We start from the raw sequence: 14446 nt of genomic DNA, 5'->3' as shown, positions 1-14446 counted from the left end.
TGTTTGGTATTGATTGCAAAAAAATCAATTGGTTAGCTTGTTTTTGCTCCGTAAAAACTCTTGATTCATGAAGGTTTTTTTCTGATGAACGCAACCGCAACCATCGTCTCCCGTGTCTGGAGCTTCTGTACCACGCTGCGCGACGACGGGGTCGGCTATGGGGATTACCTCGAACAGCTGACTTACCTGATCTTCCTGAAGATGGCCGACGAGTACGGTCGACCGCCGTACAACCGCAAGATCGGCATTCCCGAAAACCTGGGCTGGAGCAGCCTGAAGGCGGTGCGCGGGGCGGCGCTGGAGGTGCATTACGTGACGGTGCTGCGCGAGCTGGGCAACAAGCCGGGGCTGCTCGGGCAGATTTTCACCAAGGCGCAGAACAAGATTCAGGACCCGGCCAAGTTGTCGCGCCTGATCGACATGGTCGATGAGACCAATTGGGTGACCCTGGGGGCGGACGTCAAGGGCGACATCTACGAAGGCTTGCTGGAGCGCAACGCCGAGGATACGAAGTCGGGCGCTGGGCAGTATTTCACGCCGCGGCCGTTGATCCGGGCGATGGTCGAGTGTGTGCGGCCGTTGCCGAACAAGACCATCGCCGATCCGGCCTGCGGCACGGGCGGTTTCTTCCTCGCTGCCTACGATTTCCTGGTCGATACCTATCCCGGCATGGACAGCGAGCAGCGGGCTTTCCTCAAGCACGACACTTTCTTCGGCAACGAGATCGTCGCCGGCACGCGCCGGCTGGCGCTGATGAACATGTTCCTGCACAACATCGGCGAGATCGACGGTGACAGCCCGATTTCGCCGAACGACGCGCTGATCGCGCCGCCGCCGGAGAGCTACGACTACGTGTTGGCCAACCCGCCCTTCGGCAAGAAGAGCAGCATGGTGTTCACCAACGAGGACGGCGAGCTGGACCGCGACGACCTGACCTACAACCGCCAGGATTTCTGGGCGACGACCTCGAACAAGCAGCTCAATTTCGTGCAGCACATCCGTAGCCTGTTGAAGACGACCGGCCGTGCCGCCGTGGTGGTGCCGGACAACGTCTTGTTCGAGGGCGGCGCGGGCGAGACGGTCCGCCGGAAGTTGCTGGAAACCACCGAGTTGCACACCATCCTGCGCCTGCCGACCGGGATTTTCTACGCCAATGGCGTCAAGGCCAACGTGCTGTTCTTCGACAACCAGCCGGCGCGCGCCGAGCCGTGGACGAAGGAAGTGTGGGTCTATGACTACCGGACCAACATCCACCACACGCTGAAAAAGAAGCCGCTGCGCTTTGAAGATTTGCAGGATTTTGTGGCTTGCTACCACCCGCTGAACCGCTACGAGCGCAGCGAAACCTGGCACGAGATGGACAATCCGGAAGGGCGCTGGCGCAAGTTCACTTACGAGCAGATTCTTGCCCGCGACAAGACCAGCCTCGATATTTTCTGGTTGAAGGACAAGAGCCTGGCCGACCTCGATAATCTGCCGGAACCGGATGAACTGGCCGGCGAGATCATCGAGAACCTGGAAGCCGGGCTGGCCAGTTTTCGCGCGGTAGCGGCGGCCTTGGGCTGATAAAATCCGGGAAATAAAAAGCGAGAGACCTCATGCAAATCACCCTGACCCGCCCCGACGACTGGCACCTCCACCTGCGCGACGGCGAAGCGCTGGCCGCCGTGCTGCCCCATACCGCCCGCCAGTTCGGCCGGGCCATCGTCATGCCCAACCTCAAGCCGCCGGTGACGACGGTCGAGTTGGCAGCCGCCTACCGTGACCGCATCCTGGCCGCACTGCCGGCCGGCATGGCTTTCGAGCCGCTGATGACGCTTTACCTCACCGACAACATGCAGCCGGCGGAAATCGCCAAGGCGGCGGCGTCCGGTTTCGTCAAGGCGGTCAAGCTGTATCCGGCCGGTGCGACGACCAATTCCGATGCCGGTCTGATCGACATCCGCAAGGCCGATGCGACGCTCGCCGAAATGGAGCGCGTCGGTCTGCCGCTGCTGGTGCATGGCGAAGTCACCGATCCGGCGGTCGACCTGTTCGACCGCGAGAAGGTCTTCATCGATACCGTGCTGTTGCCGCTGACGCAGCGTTTTCCGAAGCTGAAGGTGGTGATGGAGCACATCACCACCAAGGACGCCGCCGAATTCGTGGCCTCGTCCGCGGCCAACGTCGCGGCGACGATCACCGCCCACCACCTGCTCTACAACCGCAACGCCATCTTCCAGGGCGGCGTGCGCCCGCACTGGTACTGCCTGCCGGTACTCAAGCGCGAGACGCATCGCGAGGCACTGGTGGCGGCGGCGATTTCCGGCAATCCGAAATTCTTCCTCGGCACCGATTCGGCGCCGCACGCCAAGGGTGCCAAGGAAGCTGCCTGCGGCTGTGCCGGCTGCTACACGGCCTACGCCGCCATCGAACTGTATGCCGAGGCCTTCGAGAATGCCGGGGCGCTCGACAAGCTGGAAGCTTTTGCCAGCTTCAACGGTCCGGACTGGTACGGCCTGCCGCGCAATACCGACACCGTCACCTTGATGAAGGAGACATGGACGGTGCCGGCGAGCTATCCTTATGTCTCGACCGACGACATCGTCCCGCTGCGTGCGGGTGAGTCGCTGACCTGGAAAATGCGCTGAGGAAAAAGATCATGCGTCTGCGTGCCCTGCTCACCCTGCTGCTGGCCATCCCCCTGCTGAATGCCTGTGTGGATGACCGCGCGGCGATGGACATCGACGGCACGCGTGAGCATTACCTGGCGCTGGTTCGCGAGCAGCCGCTGTTCTGGGACAAGAAGGTCAATCTCTGGCTGGTCGTCTCGCGCATGCCGGCCTGCCTGCGCCGGCACAGCCTGGGGGCCGGGACCGAGAACACGCGCGTGGAAATCTGGCAGGTGCCGTCGGGGGCGTTCATCGCCAAGGTCGGCAAGCGCATGTACGCGACCGAATCGCAGACCTGTACCGCCTGGGCCCGGCTGGACGAGGAACCGGCAGAGGGCATGGGCGAATTGCGCGGCGTTTTCCGCGTGCGCAACGGCGAACTCGTCTTTGCTGCCGAAACGCCCGAAGCGTCGGCCGACAAGGACGAGTGATGTCGCTCAGTGACGGCGGCGCGGCGGGGGCGGCGTGCTGCCGCTGCGCGTTTCCAGGTGACGGAAGGTGATCCGGCCCTTGGTCAGATCGTAAGGCGACAGCTCCAGGCTGACCTTGTCGCCGAGCAGGATGCGGATGTGGTGCTTCTTCATCTTGCCGGCGGTGTAAGCGATCATCTGGTGTCCATTTTCCAGCGTGACGCGAAAGCGTCCATCGGGCAGGACGTCTTCGACGACGCCCATCATTTCGAGTAGTTCTTCTTTGGCCATGTGTGCTGCTCCTTCAGAGATTGATTGGGGATTTCGCTTGCCGGTCGACCGTGGCATCGGTGGATAGGGCTTCGGGGCGGCGGCGCGGTATTTCCCACGGACGTCCGTTTTCGGTGATGGCGCTGATCGAGATCAGCGGCGGCGGCGAGCTGACGCTGCCAAAAATGGTGGCGTAGGACACGTCGGCGGCATCGCGGCCGGTGCCGATACGCACGAAACCCATCGGAATCGCGGTGCCCGACGGGTCGAAGATGTACCAGTGGCCATCGAGAAAGACTTCAACGTAGGCGTGAAAGTCGGTCGGTCCGAGCGCCGGGTCGGCGCCGTAGTCGATGCCGGTGGTGAACCGCGCCGGGATGCTGAGCGCGCGGCAGATGGCGATCATCAGATGGGCGAAGTCGCGGCAGACGCCGACGCGGTCGACCATCGTGTCGATCGCCGACGTCGTCGAACTGGTGCTGGCGGGGCGGAAGGCAACCTGGCGATTGACCCAGGCACAGATGGCTTCGACCCGACGATAGCCCTTGGGCAGGTGGCCGAATTCGGTCATGGCCAGCGTCGCCAGGCGGTCCGACTGGCAGTAGCGGCTGGGGTAAATGTAGGTCAGCGCCGACAGTGGCAGGCGGTCGACCGGCGTTTCGGGAATTTCGTCGGGGTTGCCGATGTGTTGGTCAATGTCGAGGATGGCCCGGTAGGCGACATGGAGCGGGCCGGTGGCGACGTTGAGGCGCAGAAAGCGGGCGCAGGTCTGCGGCTCGGTCTGGATCGCCGGGATGAGCTGCGGATTGATCTGCAGGTCTTCGCTGACGATGTGCTGACTGGCGGTCTGGGCGGCGTGGATGTTGAAAACGAAATCGGCGCCGGGGGAGTTCAGTGCGTAGTTGAGGTCGATCGCAAACTGTATGCGAACCATGCAATTCCAGAATGTGCAGCGCGTCGCGCAGGCCGGGTCAGGCTACGGAAACGGGCGGTGGGACGGCGCTATGCAACGGAGAAATGGGCGGTTCGGCTTACCGGGATCGCGCTAGGCGAGGGCGGCAGGGGGACAGCATTTGGCGCAGCAGAACGATGACGTTGACGCCAGCGTGGCGTCGTAAAGTGGCCGTATCTTACGCGCTGAGCCGGGCTTTGGCAAGAAAAACCCGGTAATTCAGGCGCTTGCCGAAGCCTCGGCAAGCGCCCGGGGGCTTCAGGCGGCGGCGTCGAGGGCGCTGACGCCAAGCCGGTTGATGCCGCTGATCAAGGCCTTGATCGACGCGGTGACGATGTTGCCGTCGATGCCGGCACCGTAGCATTCGCCGCGGCCGCTGGCGGCCATTTCGATGAAGGCGCAGGCGCGGGCGTTGCCATCCTCGCCCATCGGCACCATCGAGCGTTCCTCGTAGCTGCGTACCTGGGCCTGGATGCCAGCGCTCGCCAGGGCGTGCATGGCGGCATTGATCGGGCCGTTGCCTTCGCCGCTGAGCACGTGCGTGGTGCCGCCGATATCAACGGTGAGGCGGATGCCCTGTTGCGGACCGTGCTCGAACAAATGGTGTTCGCGGTAGCGGATGCTGTCGCCGGCGTCGAGGTAAGTCTGGCTGAAGAGATTCCAGATGTCGTCGGCGCTGACTTCGCCGCCGTGGGTGTCGGTGTGCCGCTGGACGACGCCGGAGAACTCGACCTGGAGGCGGCGCGGCATGACCACGCCGTGCTCGGTCTCCATCAGGTAGGCGATGCCGCCCTTGCCCGACTGGCTGTTGACGCGGATCACCGAATCGTAGGAGCGACCGACGTCGGCCGGGTCGATCGGGAGATAAGGCACTGACCAAGTCTCATCCGCCTTTTGAGCGGCAAACCCCTTCTTGATGGCGTCCTGGTGGGAGCCGGAGAAGGCCGTGAAAACGAGATCCCCGACGTACGGGTGGCGCGGATGGATCGGGAGCTGGGTGCAGTGTTCGTAGGTGCGGGCGACGGCGTTGATGTCGGAGAAGTCGAGCAGGGGATCGACGCCCTGGGTGTGCATGTTGAGCGCGAGGGTGACGAGATCGACGTTGCCGGTGCGCTCGCCGTTGCCGAAGAGGCAGCCCTCGACACGGTCGGCGCCGGCCATCAAGCCGAGTTCGGCGGCGGCGACGGCGGTGCCGCGGTCGTTGTGCGGGTGGAGGCTGATGATCACGCTGTCGCGGCGTTCGAGGTTGCGGTGCATCCACTCGATCTGGTCGGCGTAGATGTTGGGTGTGGCGATCTCGACCGTGGTCGGGAGGTTGAGAATGACCTTGTTGTCCGGCGTCGCGCCCCAGGCGGCGGTGACCGCGTCGCAGACTTCCTTGGCGAAGTCGAGTTCGGTGGCGGTGAACAATTCCGGGCTGTATTCGAGGGTGATCTTCGTTTCCGGCATCTGCTCGGCGAGCGTTTTGATCAACTTGACCGCGTCGACCGCCATATTCACCACTTCGGCCTTGCTCATGCCGAAGACGAAGTCGCGGAAGGTCGGGCAGGTCGCGTTGTAGACGTGCACGATGGCCTGTTTCGCGCCTTTCAATGATTCGAAAGTGCGGCGGATGAGGTGCTCGCGCGCCTGGGTGAGGACTTCGATGGTGACGTCGTCGGGAATGTGCTTTTCCTCGATGAGCCGGCGGACGAAGCCGAACTCGGTTTCGGAGGCCGATGGGAAGGCGATCTCGATCTGTTTGAAACCGATCTGGCAGAGCGTCTTGAACATCTGCATCTTCTTGTCGGCGTTCATCGGCTCGAACAAGGCCTGGTTGCCGTCGCGCAGATCGGTGCTCATCCAGATTGGTGCTTGGTCAATGACACGGCTCGGCCACTGGCGGTCGATGAGGCCGACCGGCGGGAAGGACGTGTATTTGGACGATTTCTGCTGCGACATGGAGCGGCTCCGGAAAACTGTTGCGATGGCGAAATATTAAGCAAAAGCGCCCGGCAGGTGCTTGCGTTTTGTGGCATGATTTGCAACCAAATTGGCAGAAAATTGCGCGAATCAAAAATCATGGGCAATCAATTAACGATCGATCGTTACGACCGGCAAATTCTCGCCGTCCTGCAGCAGGATGGGCGGATCAGCAACCAGGAATTGGCCGACCGCATCGGCCTGTCGCCGTCGCCCTGCCTGCGCCGGGTGCGTACGCTGGAAGAGGCCGGGTTGATCGCCGGCTACCGCGCCCTGCTCGACGCAAAGAAGCTCGGCCTGACGCTGATGGCGCTGATCGGCATCTCGATGGACCAGCACACGCCGGAGCGCTTCGCCAACCTCGAAGCGGCGATCAGTGAAATCCCGGAAGTGCTCGAATGCCTGCTGATCACCGGCCAGCAGTCGGACTACCAGTTGAAGGTGGTGGTTCGCGACATGGACGCCTACCAGGATCTGCTGCTCAACAAGATCACCCGCATCCAGGGCGTCACCGGCGTGCACACCAGTTTCGTGCTGCGCAAGGTGGTCGACCGCACCGCGCTGCCGCTCGACTTCGCCTGATCGGGTCGGGTGACCCGTGAAACGGTGTTAGTCTCAGGGTTTCCCGCCAAGGACCGCCATGAGCAGCCCCGACAACGAACTCTGGCAGCAATCCTGGCGCGATGGCCGGATGGCTTTTCACCAGGCGGCAGTCAATCCGCTGCTCGCGCATTACTGGTCCAGCCTCGGCCTGCCGCCAGGGGGTACGGTTTTCGTGCCACTGTGCGGGCGCAGTCTCGATCTGGTCTGGCTGGCCGAACAGGGGCACCAGGTGATCGGCTGCGAATTGAGCCCGGTTGCCGTCAGAGATTTCTTCGGCCAACTGGGCCTGACGCCGACGCAGACAGCGCTCGGGCCGCTGACGCTGTGGCAGCACGGCGCCATCCGCATCTACTGCGGCGATTTTTTTGCGCTAACGCCAGAACATCTCGGTACCATCGCCGCCGTCTACGACCGCGCCGCACTGACTGCGCTGCCGGAAAGCGCGCGCTGCGACTATGTCGAACACCTGCGCCGGCTGACGCCGGAAAATTGCCCGGTTTTCCTGCTGACCGCAGAAGACCCGGAAGAAGGCGAAACCGACGACCGCTTTCCTGAAATCTCCAGCGAGATCACCCAGTTGTACCGCGCCCGCTTTGCCATTGATCTGGCGCATTCGGAGCGCCGCCTGGAAACCCGGCGCGAGGCCGACGGCAATCCACCGCAATGCATAGAATTACGCCTTTATCGCCTGCTGCCGTATTGAACGCTCTGCGGCGCGTATAATCCGCCCCGGAAAGTCGGCCAGGCAATCGCTGGACACGCAAGTGTCGGGAGGAAAGTCCGGGCTCCATTGGGCAGGATGCCAGCTAACGGCTGGGTGCTATAAGTCGCAAGACGAAGGCAACGGAAAGTGCAACAGAGAACAGACCGCCGATGGCCCCTGGGCTTTGACGCCGCTTGCGGCGGCAAAGTCCTTAAATGGGGCGGGGAAACCCGCGCCATGGGCACAGGTAAGGGTGAAACGGCGAGGTAAGAGCTCACCGCGTCCACGGTAACGGCGGACGGCTTGGTAAACCCCATCCGGAGCAAGACCAAATAGGGAAGCTGAGGCGTGGCCCGCGCTGCTTCCGGGTAGGTTGCTTGAGCCTGTCGGTGACGGCAGGCCTAGAGGAATGATTGCCGAACCTCGCAAGAGGGGAACAGAACCCGGCTTATCGGCCGGCTTTCCACCACTTACAATGCTGTCCATGAATCCCCTCATCGAATGGCCGGAGAACGGCCAGACCCGCCGCGCCCGTTGGCGCTCCGAAGCCGGCCTGGCGCCGCCACAGTTGCTGGAAGTTGTCGACGACAGCCTGACCGCCGATGCGGCGTTTGCTGCCCTGCGCGACGGTTGTGCCTTGCTCTGGCGCGGCGACTGGATGAATGGCCGGCGACTGATACAGGAACTGACTCGCCGCGCCGACCGCCATTTCGCTTTCAAGGCGGGTGACGAGCGCAGTTTTGCCGCGCACCGCCAGCGCCAGGGGCAGCGTGCCGCTTTGCTCGCCCGTCTGCTGGTGCCGCTTGGCCCCGATTACAAGCTGCCGCTGCGTCGTGCCCAGGACGTTCGGCCGGCCTGCCGCGAAGCCTGGGGCAAGCCCGATGGCAGCAACAGCGTGCTTGCGCTACGCGAACTGCTGGCGGTGATCAGCGCCCATGAATGGCGCAAGAAGGGCGTGCCGGTGGCCGCCGTCGGCGGCAGCATCCACCCGCATTACGGCGTCTTCTCGCCGGTGCGCGGCGAATACGTCGACCTGGTCGCGCAGGCGCCGTTGCCGCCGGGTTGCGATCTGGCTTTTGACATCGGCACCGGTTCCGGCGTCCTCGCCGCCGTGCTTGCCCGTCGTGGCCTGAATGTCGTCGCCACCGACATGGCGCCGCGGGCGCTGGCCTGCGCCACGGAAAACATCGAAAGACTCGGCCTGGCTGAGAAAGTCAGCGTTGTCGAGGCCGATCTCTTTCCCGATGGCCGGGCGCCGCTGGTCGTCTGCAATCCGCCGTGGCTGCCGGCACAGCCGAGTTCGCCAGTCGAATACGCGGTCTACGACCCCGATTCGCACATGTTGCGCGGCTTCCTCGACGGCCTGGCGGCACACCTGGCGCCAGGCGGCGAGGGTTGGCTGATCATGTCGGATCTTGCCGAGCCCCTCGGGCTGCGCAGCCGCGACGACTTGCTGCACTGGATCGGTCGGGCCGGCCTGCGCGTGCTTGATCGCATCGATACCCGGCCGACGCATGGCAAGGCGCAGGACCGTAGCGATCCGCTGCACGCCGCGCGGGCGCGGGAAATCACTTCCCTGTGGCGGCTCGCCGCGCAATGAAAAACGGCCGACTGCTCAGTCGGCCGTTCGCTTCCGGCGATTAGCCGGTCAGTTGCGGATCAGGTGATCGAAGGCGCTGAGCGAAGCCGTCGCGCCAGCGCCCATGGCGATGATGATCTGCTTGTACGGCACCGTCGTGCAGTCGCCGGCGGCGAATACGCCGGGGACCGAGGTGTGGCCCTTGGCGTCGATGACGATCTCGCCGAACTTCGACAACTCGACCGTCTCCTTCAGCCAGTCAGTATTCGGCAACAGGCCGATCTGGACGAAGATGCCTTCGAGTTCGACGCGCTTTTCCTCACCGCTGACGCGATCCTTGTACACCAGCCCGTTGACCTTCTGGCCGTCGCCGGTGACTTCGGTGGTTTGCGCCGACTTGATCACGGTGACGTTGGCCAGGCTGTACAGCTTCTTCTGCAATACGGCGTCGGCGCGCAGCGCGTCGCCGAATTCGAGCAGGGTGACGTGGCCGACGATGCCGGCCAGATCGATCGCCGCTTCAACGCCGGAGTTGCCGCCGCCGATCACCGCCACACGCTTGCCCTTGAACAACGGGCCGTCGCAGTGCGGGCAGAAGCATACGCCCTTGGCCTTGTATTCCTTCTCGCCGGGCACGTTCATTTCGCGCCAGCGGGCGCCGGTGGCCAGGATCACCGACTTCGACTTGAGCGACGCGCCGTTCTCCAGTTGCACTTCGACCAGACCGCCTTCTTCGGCCGCCGGGATCAGCTTGGCGGCGCGCTGCAGGTTCATCACGTCGACCTCGTAGGCCTTGACGTGCTGCTCCAGCGCGGCGACCAGCTTCGGTCCTTCGGTTTCCTTGACCGAGATGAAGTTTTCGATGCCCAGCGTATCCATCACCTGGCCGCCGAAACGCTCGGCCAGCACGCCGGTGCGGATGCCCTTGCGGGCGGCGTAGATGGCCGCGGCCGAACCAGCCGGACCACCACCGACGACGAGCACGTCGAAGGCTGCCTTGGCGGCCAGTTCTTCGGCGGCGCGGGCGGCGGCACCGGTATCGACCTTGGCCAGGATTTCCTCGATCAGCATGCGCCCGGCACCGAACTCCTCGCCGTTCAGGTAGGTCGTCGGCACGGCCATGATTTGCAGTTCATTGACCCGGTCCTGGAACAGTGCGCCATCGATCATCGTGCTGGTGACGTTCGGGTTGAGCACGGCCATCAGGTTGAGCGCCTGAACGACGTCCGGGCAGTTGTGGCAGGACAGCGAGATGAAGGTCTCGAAATTGAAATGGCCTTCCAGGCCCTTGATCTGGTCGATGACCGCCTGCTCGACCTTGGGCGGATGACCGCCGGTCTGCAGCAGGGCCAGCACCAGCGAGGTGAATTCGTGGCCCATCGGCAGGCCGGCGAAGCGGATCCGCGGCGCTTCGCCGGGAATGCCGACGGCGAAGGACGGGCACAGCTGACTGCCGTTGTCTTCGCGCAGGCTGACCTTGGCCGAGCAGTCGAGGATGTCGTTGAGCAGGGCGCGCATTTCGGCGCTCTTGGCGCTGTCGTCCAGCGTGGCGACCAGCTCGATCGGGCGTTGCAGGCGTTCGAGGTAGGCCTTCAACTGGCCCTTGATGGCGGCGTCGAGCATGGTGTTCTCCCTGATTCGTATTTTATGGACTGCACTGGAAAGCAGCCGGGTGGCTGCTTTGCGGTGAAATCCGCGCCGCGCCCGGAGGCGCGGCGGGTTTTCGTGGGGCTTGGCTTAGATCTTGCCGACCAGGTCCAGGGACGGAGCCAGGGTCTTCTCGCCTTCCTTCCACTTGGCCGGGCAGACTTCAGCCGGGTGGGCGGCGACGTACTGGGCAGCCTTCAGCTTGCGCAGGGTTTCGGCAACATCGCGAGCGATGGCGTTGTCGTGCACTTCCATGGTCTTGATCACGCCGTCCGGGTTGATCACGAAGGTGCCGCGCAGGGCCAGGCCGGCTTCCGGGATGTGCACGCCGAAAGCGTTGGTCAGCTGGTGCGTCGGGTCGCCGACGAGCGGGAACTGGGCCTTGCCGACGGCCGGCGAGGTTTCGTGCCAGACCTTGTGCGAGAAATGCGTATCGGTGGTGACGATGTAGACTTCAGCGCCGGCCTTCTGGAACTCGGCGTAGTTGTTGGCAGCGTCTTCGATTTCGGTCGGGCAGTTGAAGGTGAAGGCTGCCGGCATGAAAATCAGGACGGACCACTTGCCCTGCAGGCTGGCTTCGGTCACTTCGATGAACTTGCCATTGTGGAAAGCCTGGGCCTTGAACGGTTGAACTTGCGTGTTGATGAGCGACATTCGGTTTCTCCTGTGTGGGTTGGGTTTTGCAACGGAAGCAATATTAGGATGGCAAACCTTATTGATCCAATTGATTGCTTAAATATGGTACATAGTTGAGGGCTATTTTTGTCAATCGTTAAGGCAACTGCGGATTGTCCGGGACGCAAAAAAACCCGCTGAATGGCGTGGATAGGGGCAGAAGGGCCAACACGAACCCGAAAAGGTGTGCTACTTTTATCCCGCTGCCGTTAGAACGGCCAGTTTTCTTAACTTGATTGAAGTAACAGGAGGCACTTAGATGAATAAATCCGAGCTGGTCGAAGTTGCTGCACAAGAAGCTGGTATTACCAAGGCCGCCGCAGACAAAGCGCTGTCGGCCATCATCGGCGCGGTCGTCAAGGCCGTGTCCAAGGGCGAGTCGGTGACGCTCGTCGGTTTCGGTACTTTCAAGTCCGCACCGCGCGCTGCCCGCACCGGCAAGAACCCGAAGACGGGGGCAACGTTGAAGATTCCGGCCACGACAGTGCCGAAGTTCACGGCAGGGACGGCATTCAAAGCAGCCGTCGCACCCAAGAAAAGCGCTGCCAAGAAGAAATAATCGCAGTTTTAACCAATGCGGGGGCCGTCATCGACGGACTCCGCTTTTTACTTTGCAATGAACAATCCGAACAGCGACATCCAGATCGAAGACACGCCGGCTGAGGCCGAGTCGACCGAAAACCCGCCCGTCGAGGTGCAGCAGCCGGAATTCCAGCCGCTGGACATGCGTCGCCGGCTCCGCGAACTGCTTTCGGTTCCGGAACGGGACCGCAGCGACGAAGTGTGGGACGAAATCATCGAGCTGGAAATCCAGCTGGCCCCGGGGAACCGCATTTCCGGCGGTGAATCGCAGTCTGGCGGCGGTGGGCAGCCGCGTCACAACCAGCCGCGGCATGGCAACAAGCCCGGTGGTGGCCACGTCGGTGGCGGCAATGCCGGTCCGGCAGCCGGCGCGCAGCAGAAGAAGCATCGTCCGCGGACCAAGAACAATCGTCGTCCGCGTCAGGGTGGCAAGCCCGGCGGTGGTGCCGGCGAAGCGGCCTGAGCCGCGAATACGCCTCGGCCGGGTACGGCATGCAACACTTTGATCTGATCATCGTCGGCGGTGGTCTGGCCGGTGCCAGCCTCGCCGTTGCCTTGCGCAACAGTCGCTTGCGCATTGCCCTGGTCGAGACGCGGCCGCCGCAGCGTCCAGAGGGCTGGGATGCGCGCATCTACGCGATCAGCCCGGCCAATGCCGAATTCCTGGATGGAATCGGCGTCTGGAAACACCTCGATCCGGCACGCGTGGCGCCGATCAGCGCCATGCAGATACGCGGCGATGCCGGGGGCTCGCTCGAGTTTTCGGCATTCCAGACCGGGGTGCCCGATCTCGGCACCATCCTCGAGTCGTCGTTGATGGCTTGTGAGCTGTGGGAGAACCTCAAGCGCCAGGCCAATCTGCAACTGTTCGTCGGGCAGCGTCCGGCGGCGCTCGAGTTTCGCGAGGAAGCGGCGCTGCTGCGCCTTGAGGACGGCCAGGTTCTTGCCGCGCCGCTGCTCGTCGGCGCCGATGGTCGCGACTCCTGGGTGCGTGAAAGCGCCGGGTTGTCGGCGATCAATAGTCATTACGGCGAAAAAGGCGTGGTCGCCAATTTTTCGACCGAAAAAAATCACCGGAACATCGCCTGGCAGTGGTTCCGGGACGACGGCGTGCTGGCCTGGCTGCCGCTGCCCGGGAACCGTATTTCCATCGTCTGGTCTACCCCGGACGAAGCGGCGGATGCCTTGTGTGCCCTGCCTGCCGAGGCTTTCGCGCAGCGTGTTGCCGAAGCCGGCGGTCATGTGCTCGGGGCGCTGGAGCTGGTCACGCCGCCGGCAGCTTTCCCGTTACGCCTGATGCGGGTGCCGGAAGTCGTCGCGCCGAGGCTGGCCCTGGTCGGCGACGCCGGGCACGGAATTCATCCGCTGTCCGGCCATGGCATCAACCTGGGCTTCCAGGATGCCCGCGAGCTGGCTGATCGCTTGCTGGCTGCGGGGCCATGGGAAGATATCGGTCAGTTGCGTTTCCTGCAGGGATATCAGCGCGCCCGGCGCGAGGAAATCCATCTGTTGCAGACGACAACCGACACTTTGCGCCGGCTGTTCGCCAGTCGGTCGCCGGTACTGCGCCCCTTGCGCAACCTGGGCCTGGGATTGACTGACCGTCTGCCCGTGGCCAAGAGTTTTCTGGTCCGTTATGCCCTTGGGGCCATTTAGGAGAATCGAATGCTGGTCAAAACCCTGTCTGCCTTCCTCTTGTCGCTGCTGGCCATCGGCTGCTCGGCCAATGCCAACGAAGCCGAGATCCGCAAGGCGGTGGAAGCCAAGCTGGGAATCAAGGTTGAAAGCGTCACCCGTTCCGGCTATTTCGGCCTGTACGAGATCTACGCCGACGGTAACCTGTTCTATACCGACGACAAGGTGACGGCGATGCTGATCGGTGGCGATGTGATCCGTTCGCCGCATGCGATGAACCTGATCGATCTGAAGAACAATCGCAATGTGACCGATGAACGTTTGCGTCAACTGACCGCGATCAAGTTCTCCGATCTGCCGCTGGAGCAGGCGATCAAGCAGGTCAAGGGCGACGGCAAGCGCGTGCTGGCCACCTTCGAGGACCCCAATTGTGGTTACTGCAAGCGTCTGGCCAAGGATCTGCAGAAACTCGAGAACGTGACCATTTACACCTTCCTGTTGCCCATCCTGTCCGAGGATTCGCTGAAGAAGTCGCGTCAGATCTGGTGTTCCGCTGATCGCCTCAAGGCCTGGAATGACTGGATTCTCGACGGCAAGACACCGGGCGGCCGCGATAATTGCGATACCACGGCGATCACGCGTAACCAGGAGTACGCGCGGCGTCTGAATATCACCGGTACGCCGACCCTGTTCTTCGCCGACGGCGAGCGGGTGCCCGGTGCGGTACCGCTCAATGTGCTGGAGCAGAAGCTGAAGCAGCAGAAGTAAGTTTTTTTC

15 protein-coding genes and 1 other RNA gene are annotated in these 14446 nt (G+C 63.0%); 11 read left to right on the top strand and 5 right to left on the bottom strand.

Annotation, left to right across the window (positions count from 1 at the left end; translation table 11 throughout):
- The first annotated feature begins 84 nt into the window (after positions 1-84).
- From AADV58_RS15800 to AADV58_RS15790, 3 genes are read left to right on the top strand one after another with little or no spacing between them, the layout of a single operon-like run.
- Entirely contained in the window at positions 85-1566 is a 1482-nt protein-coding gene (locus AADV58_RS15800; RefSeq protein ID WP_341743667.1) for a class I SAM-dependent DNA methyltransferase, read from the top strand.
- Between the two features lie 32 nt (positions 1567-1598).
- Entirely contained in the window at positions 1599-2630 is a 1032-nt protein-coding gene (pyrC, locus tag AADV58_RS15795; RefSeq protein ID WP_341743666.1) for a dihydroorotase, read from the top strand.
- An 11-nt stretch (positions 2631-2641) separates the two neighbouring features.
- The gene (locus AADV58_RS15790; protein WP_051295293.1) at positions 2642-3082 is read left to right on the top strand and encodes a hypothetical protein; all 441 of its coding nucleotides are present in this window, start codon (positions 2642-2644) and stop codon (positions 3080-3082) included.
- 6 nt (positions 3083-3088) lie between these two features.
- On the opposite strand, the gene infA is transcribed toward AADV58_RS15790, so the two are convergent.
- The 3 genes from infA to leuA form a co-directional block, all read right to left on the bottom strand.
- Entirely contained in the window at positions 3089-3352 is a 264-nt protein-coding gene (infA, locus tag AADV58_RS15785) for a translation initiation factor IF-1 (protein ID WP_028994319.1), read from the bottom strand.
- 13 nt (positions 3353-3365) lie between these two features.
- Entirely contained in the window at positions 3366-4265 is a 900-nt protein-coding gene (locus tag AADV58_RS15780) for a transglutaminase-like domain-containing protein (RefSeq protein ID WP_028994320.1), read from the bottom strand.
- Between the two features lie 276 nt (positions 4266-4541).
- Positions 4542-6224 (bottom strand): 2-isopropylmalate synthase, encoded by a 1683-nt coding sequence (leuA, locus tag AADV58_RS15775; RefSeq protein ID WP_341743665.1) that lies wholly within the window; start codon positions 6222-6224, stop codon positions 4542-4544.
- Positions 6225-6344: 120 nt separating this feature from the next.
- On the opposite strand from leuA, the gene AADV58_RS15770 reads away from it, so the two are divergent.
- From AADV58_RS15770 to AADV58_RS15755, 4 genes are all read left to right on the top strand, one after another.
- Positions 6345-6827 carry an Lrp/AsnC family transcriptional regulator gene (locus AADV58_RS15770; RefSeq protein ID WP_028994322.1) on the top strand — a complete coding sequence of 161 codons (483 nt, stop codon included), beginning with the start codon at positions 6345-6347 and terminating at the stop codon, positions 6825-6827.
- A 58-nt stretch (positions 6828-6885) separates the two neighbouring features.
- Positions 6886-7551: a thiopurine S-methyltransferase gene (locus tag AADV58_RS15765; protein WP_028994323.1), complete on the top strand. Its 666-nt coding sequence runs from the start codon at positions 6886-6888 to the stop codon at positions 7549-7551.
- Positions 7552-7581: 30 nt separating this feature from the next.
- Positions 7582-8018: RNase P RNA component class A (gene rnpB / locus AADV58_RS15760), an RNA gene on the top strand.
- Positions 8019-8035: 17 nt separating this feature from the next.
- Complete coding sequence (locus AADV58_RS15755) at positions 8036-9151, top strand: class I SAM-dependent methyltransferase (protein WP_341743664.1); 1116 nt, start codon at positions 8036-8038, stop codon at positions 9149-9151.
- A 48-nt stretch (positions 9152-9199) separates the two neighbouring features.
- Here the strand turns inward: AADV58_RS15755 and ahpF are convergent, their stop codons facing one another.
- Positions 9200-10753, bottom strand: coding sequence for an alkyl hydroperoxide reductase subunit F (ahpF, locus tag AADV58_RS15750; protein ID WP_341743663.1), 1554 nt, complete (start codon positions 10751-10753; stop codon positions 9200-9202).
- A gap of 114 nt (positions 10754-10867) precedes the next feature.
- Positions 10868-11431, bottom strand: a complete 564-nt coding sequence (ahpC, locus tag AADV58_RS15745; RefSeq protein WP_028994326.1) for an alkyl hydroperoxide reductase subunit C — start codon at positions 11429-11431, stop codon at positions 10868-10870.
- 280 nt (positions 11432-11711) lie between these two features.
- Here ahpC and AADV58_RS15740 point away from each other — a divergent pair, with 280 nt between their 5' ends.
- Genes AADV58_RS15740 through AADV58_RS15725 form a run of 4 tightly spaced genes read left to right on the top strand, consistent with a single transcriptional unit; the run spans position 11712 to position 14437 of the window.
- Positions 11712-12011: an HU family DNA-binding protein gene (locus AADV58_RS15740; protein WP_028994327.1), complete on the top strand. Its 300-nt coding sequence runs from the start codon at positions 11712-11714 to the stop codon at positions 12009-12011.
- Positions 12012-12068: 57 nt separating this feature from the next.
- Positions 12069-12497, top strand: a complete 429-nt coding sequence (locus AADV58_RS15735) for a hypothetical protein (protein ID WP_043420891.1) — start codon at positions 12069-12071, stop codon at positions 12495-12497.
- A gap of 29 nt (positions 12498-12526) precedes the next feature.
- Positions 12527-13690, top strand: coding sequence for a UbiH/UbiF family hydroxylase (locus AADV58_RS15730; RefSeq protein WP_341743662.1), 1164 nt, complete (start codon positions 12527-12529; stop codon positions 13688-13690).
- Positions 13691-13699: 9 nt separating this feature from the next.
- Positions 13700-14437 carry a DsbC family protein gene (locus AADV58_RS15725; RefSeq protein WP_028994329.1) on the top strand — a complete coding sequence of 246 codons (738 nt, stop codon included), beginning with the start codon at positions 13700-13702 and terminating at the stop codon, positions 14435-14437.
- The last annotated feature ends 9 nt before the right edge of the window (positions 14438-14446 follow it).

It is taken from the genome of Azonexus hydrophilus (assembly GCF_038368255.1).
Classification (GTDB): Bacteria; Pseudomonadota; Gammaproteobacteria; order Burkholderiales; family Rhodocyclaceae; genus Azonexus; species Azonexus hydrophilus.
Note: the sequence above shows the minus strand (reverse complement) of the source record. Positions and strands in the feature narration are given on the sequence as shown.

Bases quoted from the DNA above. Each gene is read 5' to 3' on its own strand.
- AADV58_RS15780 (WP_028994320.1), bottom strand. From the start codon at position 4,265: ATGGTTCGCATACAGTTTGCGATCGACCTCAACTACGCACTGAACTCC.
- AADV58_RS15735 (WP_043420891.1), top strand. From the start codon at position 12,069: ATGAACAATCCGAACAGCGACATCCAGATCGAAGACACGCCGGCTGAG.
- AADV58_RS15730 (WP_341743662.1), top strand. From the start codon at position 12,527: ATGCAACACTTTGATCTGATCATCGTCGGCGGTGGTCTGGCCGGTGCC.
- AADV58_RS15765 (WP_028994323.1), top strand. From the start codon at position 6,886: ATGAGCAGCCCCGACAACGAACTCTGGCAGCAATCCTGGCGCGATGGC.
- AADV58_RS15770 (WP_028994322.1), top strand. From the start codon at position 6,345: ATGGGCAATCAATTAACGATCGATCGTTACGACCGGCAAATTCTCGCC.
- pyrC (WP_341743666.1), top strand. From the start codon at position 1,599: ATGCAAATCACCCTGACCCGCCCCGACGACTGGCACCTCCACCTGCGC.
- AADV58_RS15725 (WP_028994329.1), top strand. From the start codon at position 13,700: ATGCTGGTCAAAACCCTGTCTGCCTTCCTCTTGTCGCTGCTGGCCATC.
- AADV58_RS15800 (WP_341743667.1), top strand. From the start codon at position 85: ATGAACGCAACCGCAACCATCGTCTCCCGTGTCTGGAGCTTCTGTACC.
- AADV58_RS15790 (WP_051295293.1), top strand. From the start codon at position 2,642: ATGCGTCTGCGTGCCCTGCTCACCCTGCTGCTGGCCATCCCCCTGCTG.
- ahpF (WP_341743663.1), bottom strand. From the start codon at position 10,753: ATGCTCGACGCCGCCATCAAGGGCCAGTTGAAGGCCTACCTCGAACGC.
- ahpC (WP_028994326.1), bottom strand. From the start codon at position 11,431: ATGTCGCTCATCAACACGCAAGTTCAACCGTTCAAGGCCCAGGCTTTC.
- AADV58_RS15740 (WP_028994327.1), top strand. From the start codon at position 11,712: ATGAATAAATCCGAGCTGGTCGAAGTTGCTGCACAAGAAGCTGGTATT.
- AADV58_RS15755 (WP_341743664.1), top strand. From the start codon at position 8,036: ATGAATCCCCTCATCGAATGGCCGGAGAACGGCCAGACCCGCCGCGCC.
- leuA (WP_341743665.1), bottom strand. From the start codon at position 6,224: ATGTCGCAGCAGAAATCGTCCAAATACACGTCCTTCCCGCCGGTCGGC.
- infA (WP_028994319.1), bottom strand. From the start codon at position 3,352: ATGGCCAAAGAAGAACTACTCGAAATGATGGGCGTCGTCGAAGACGTC.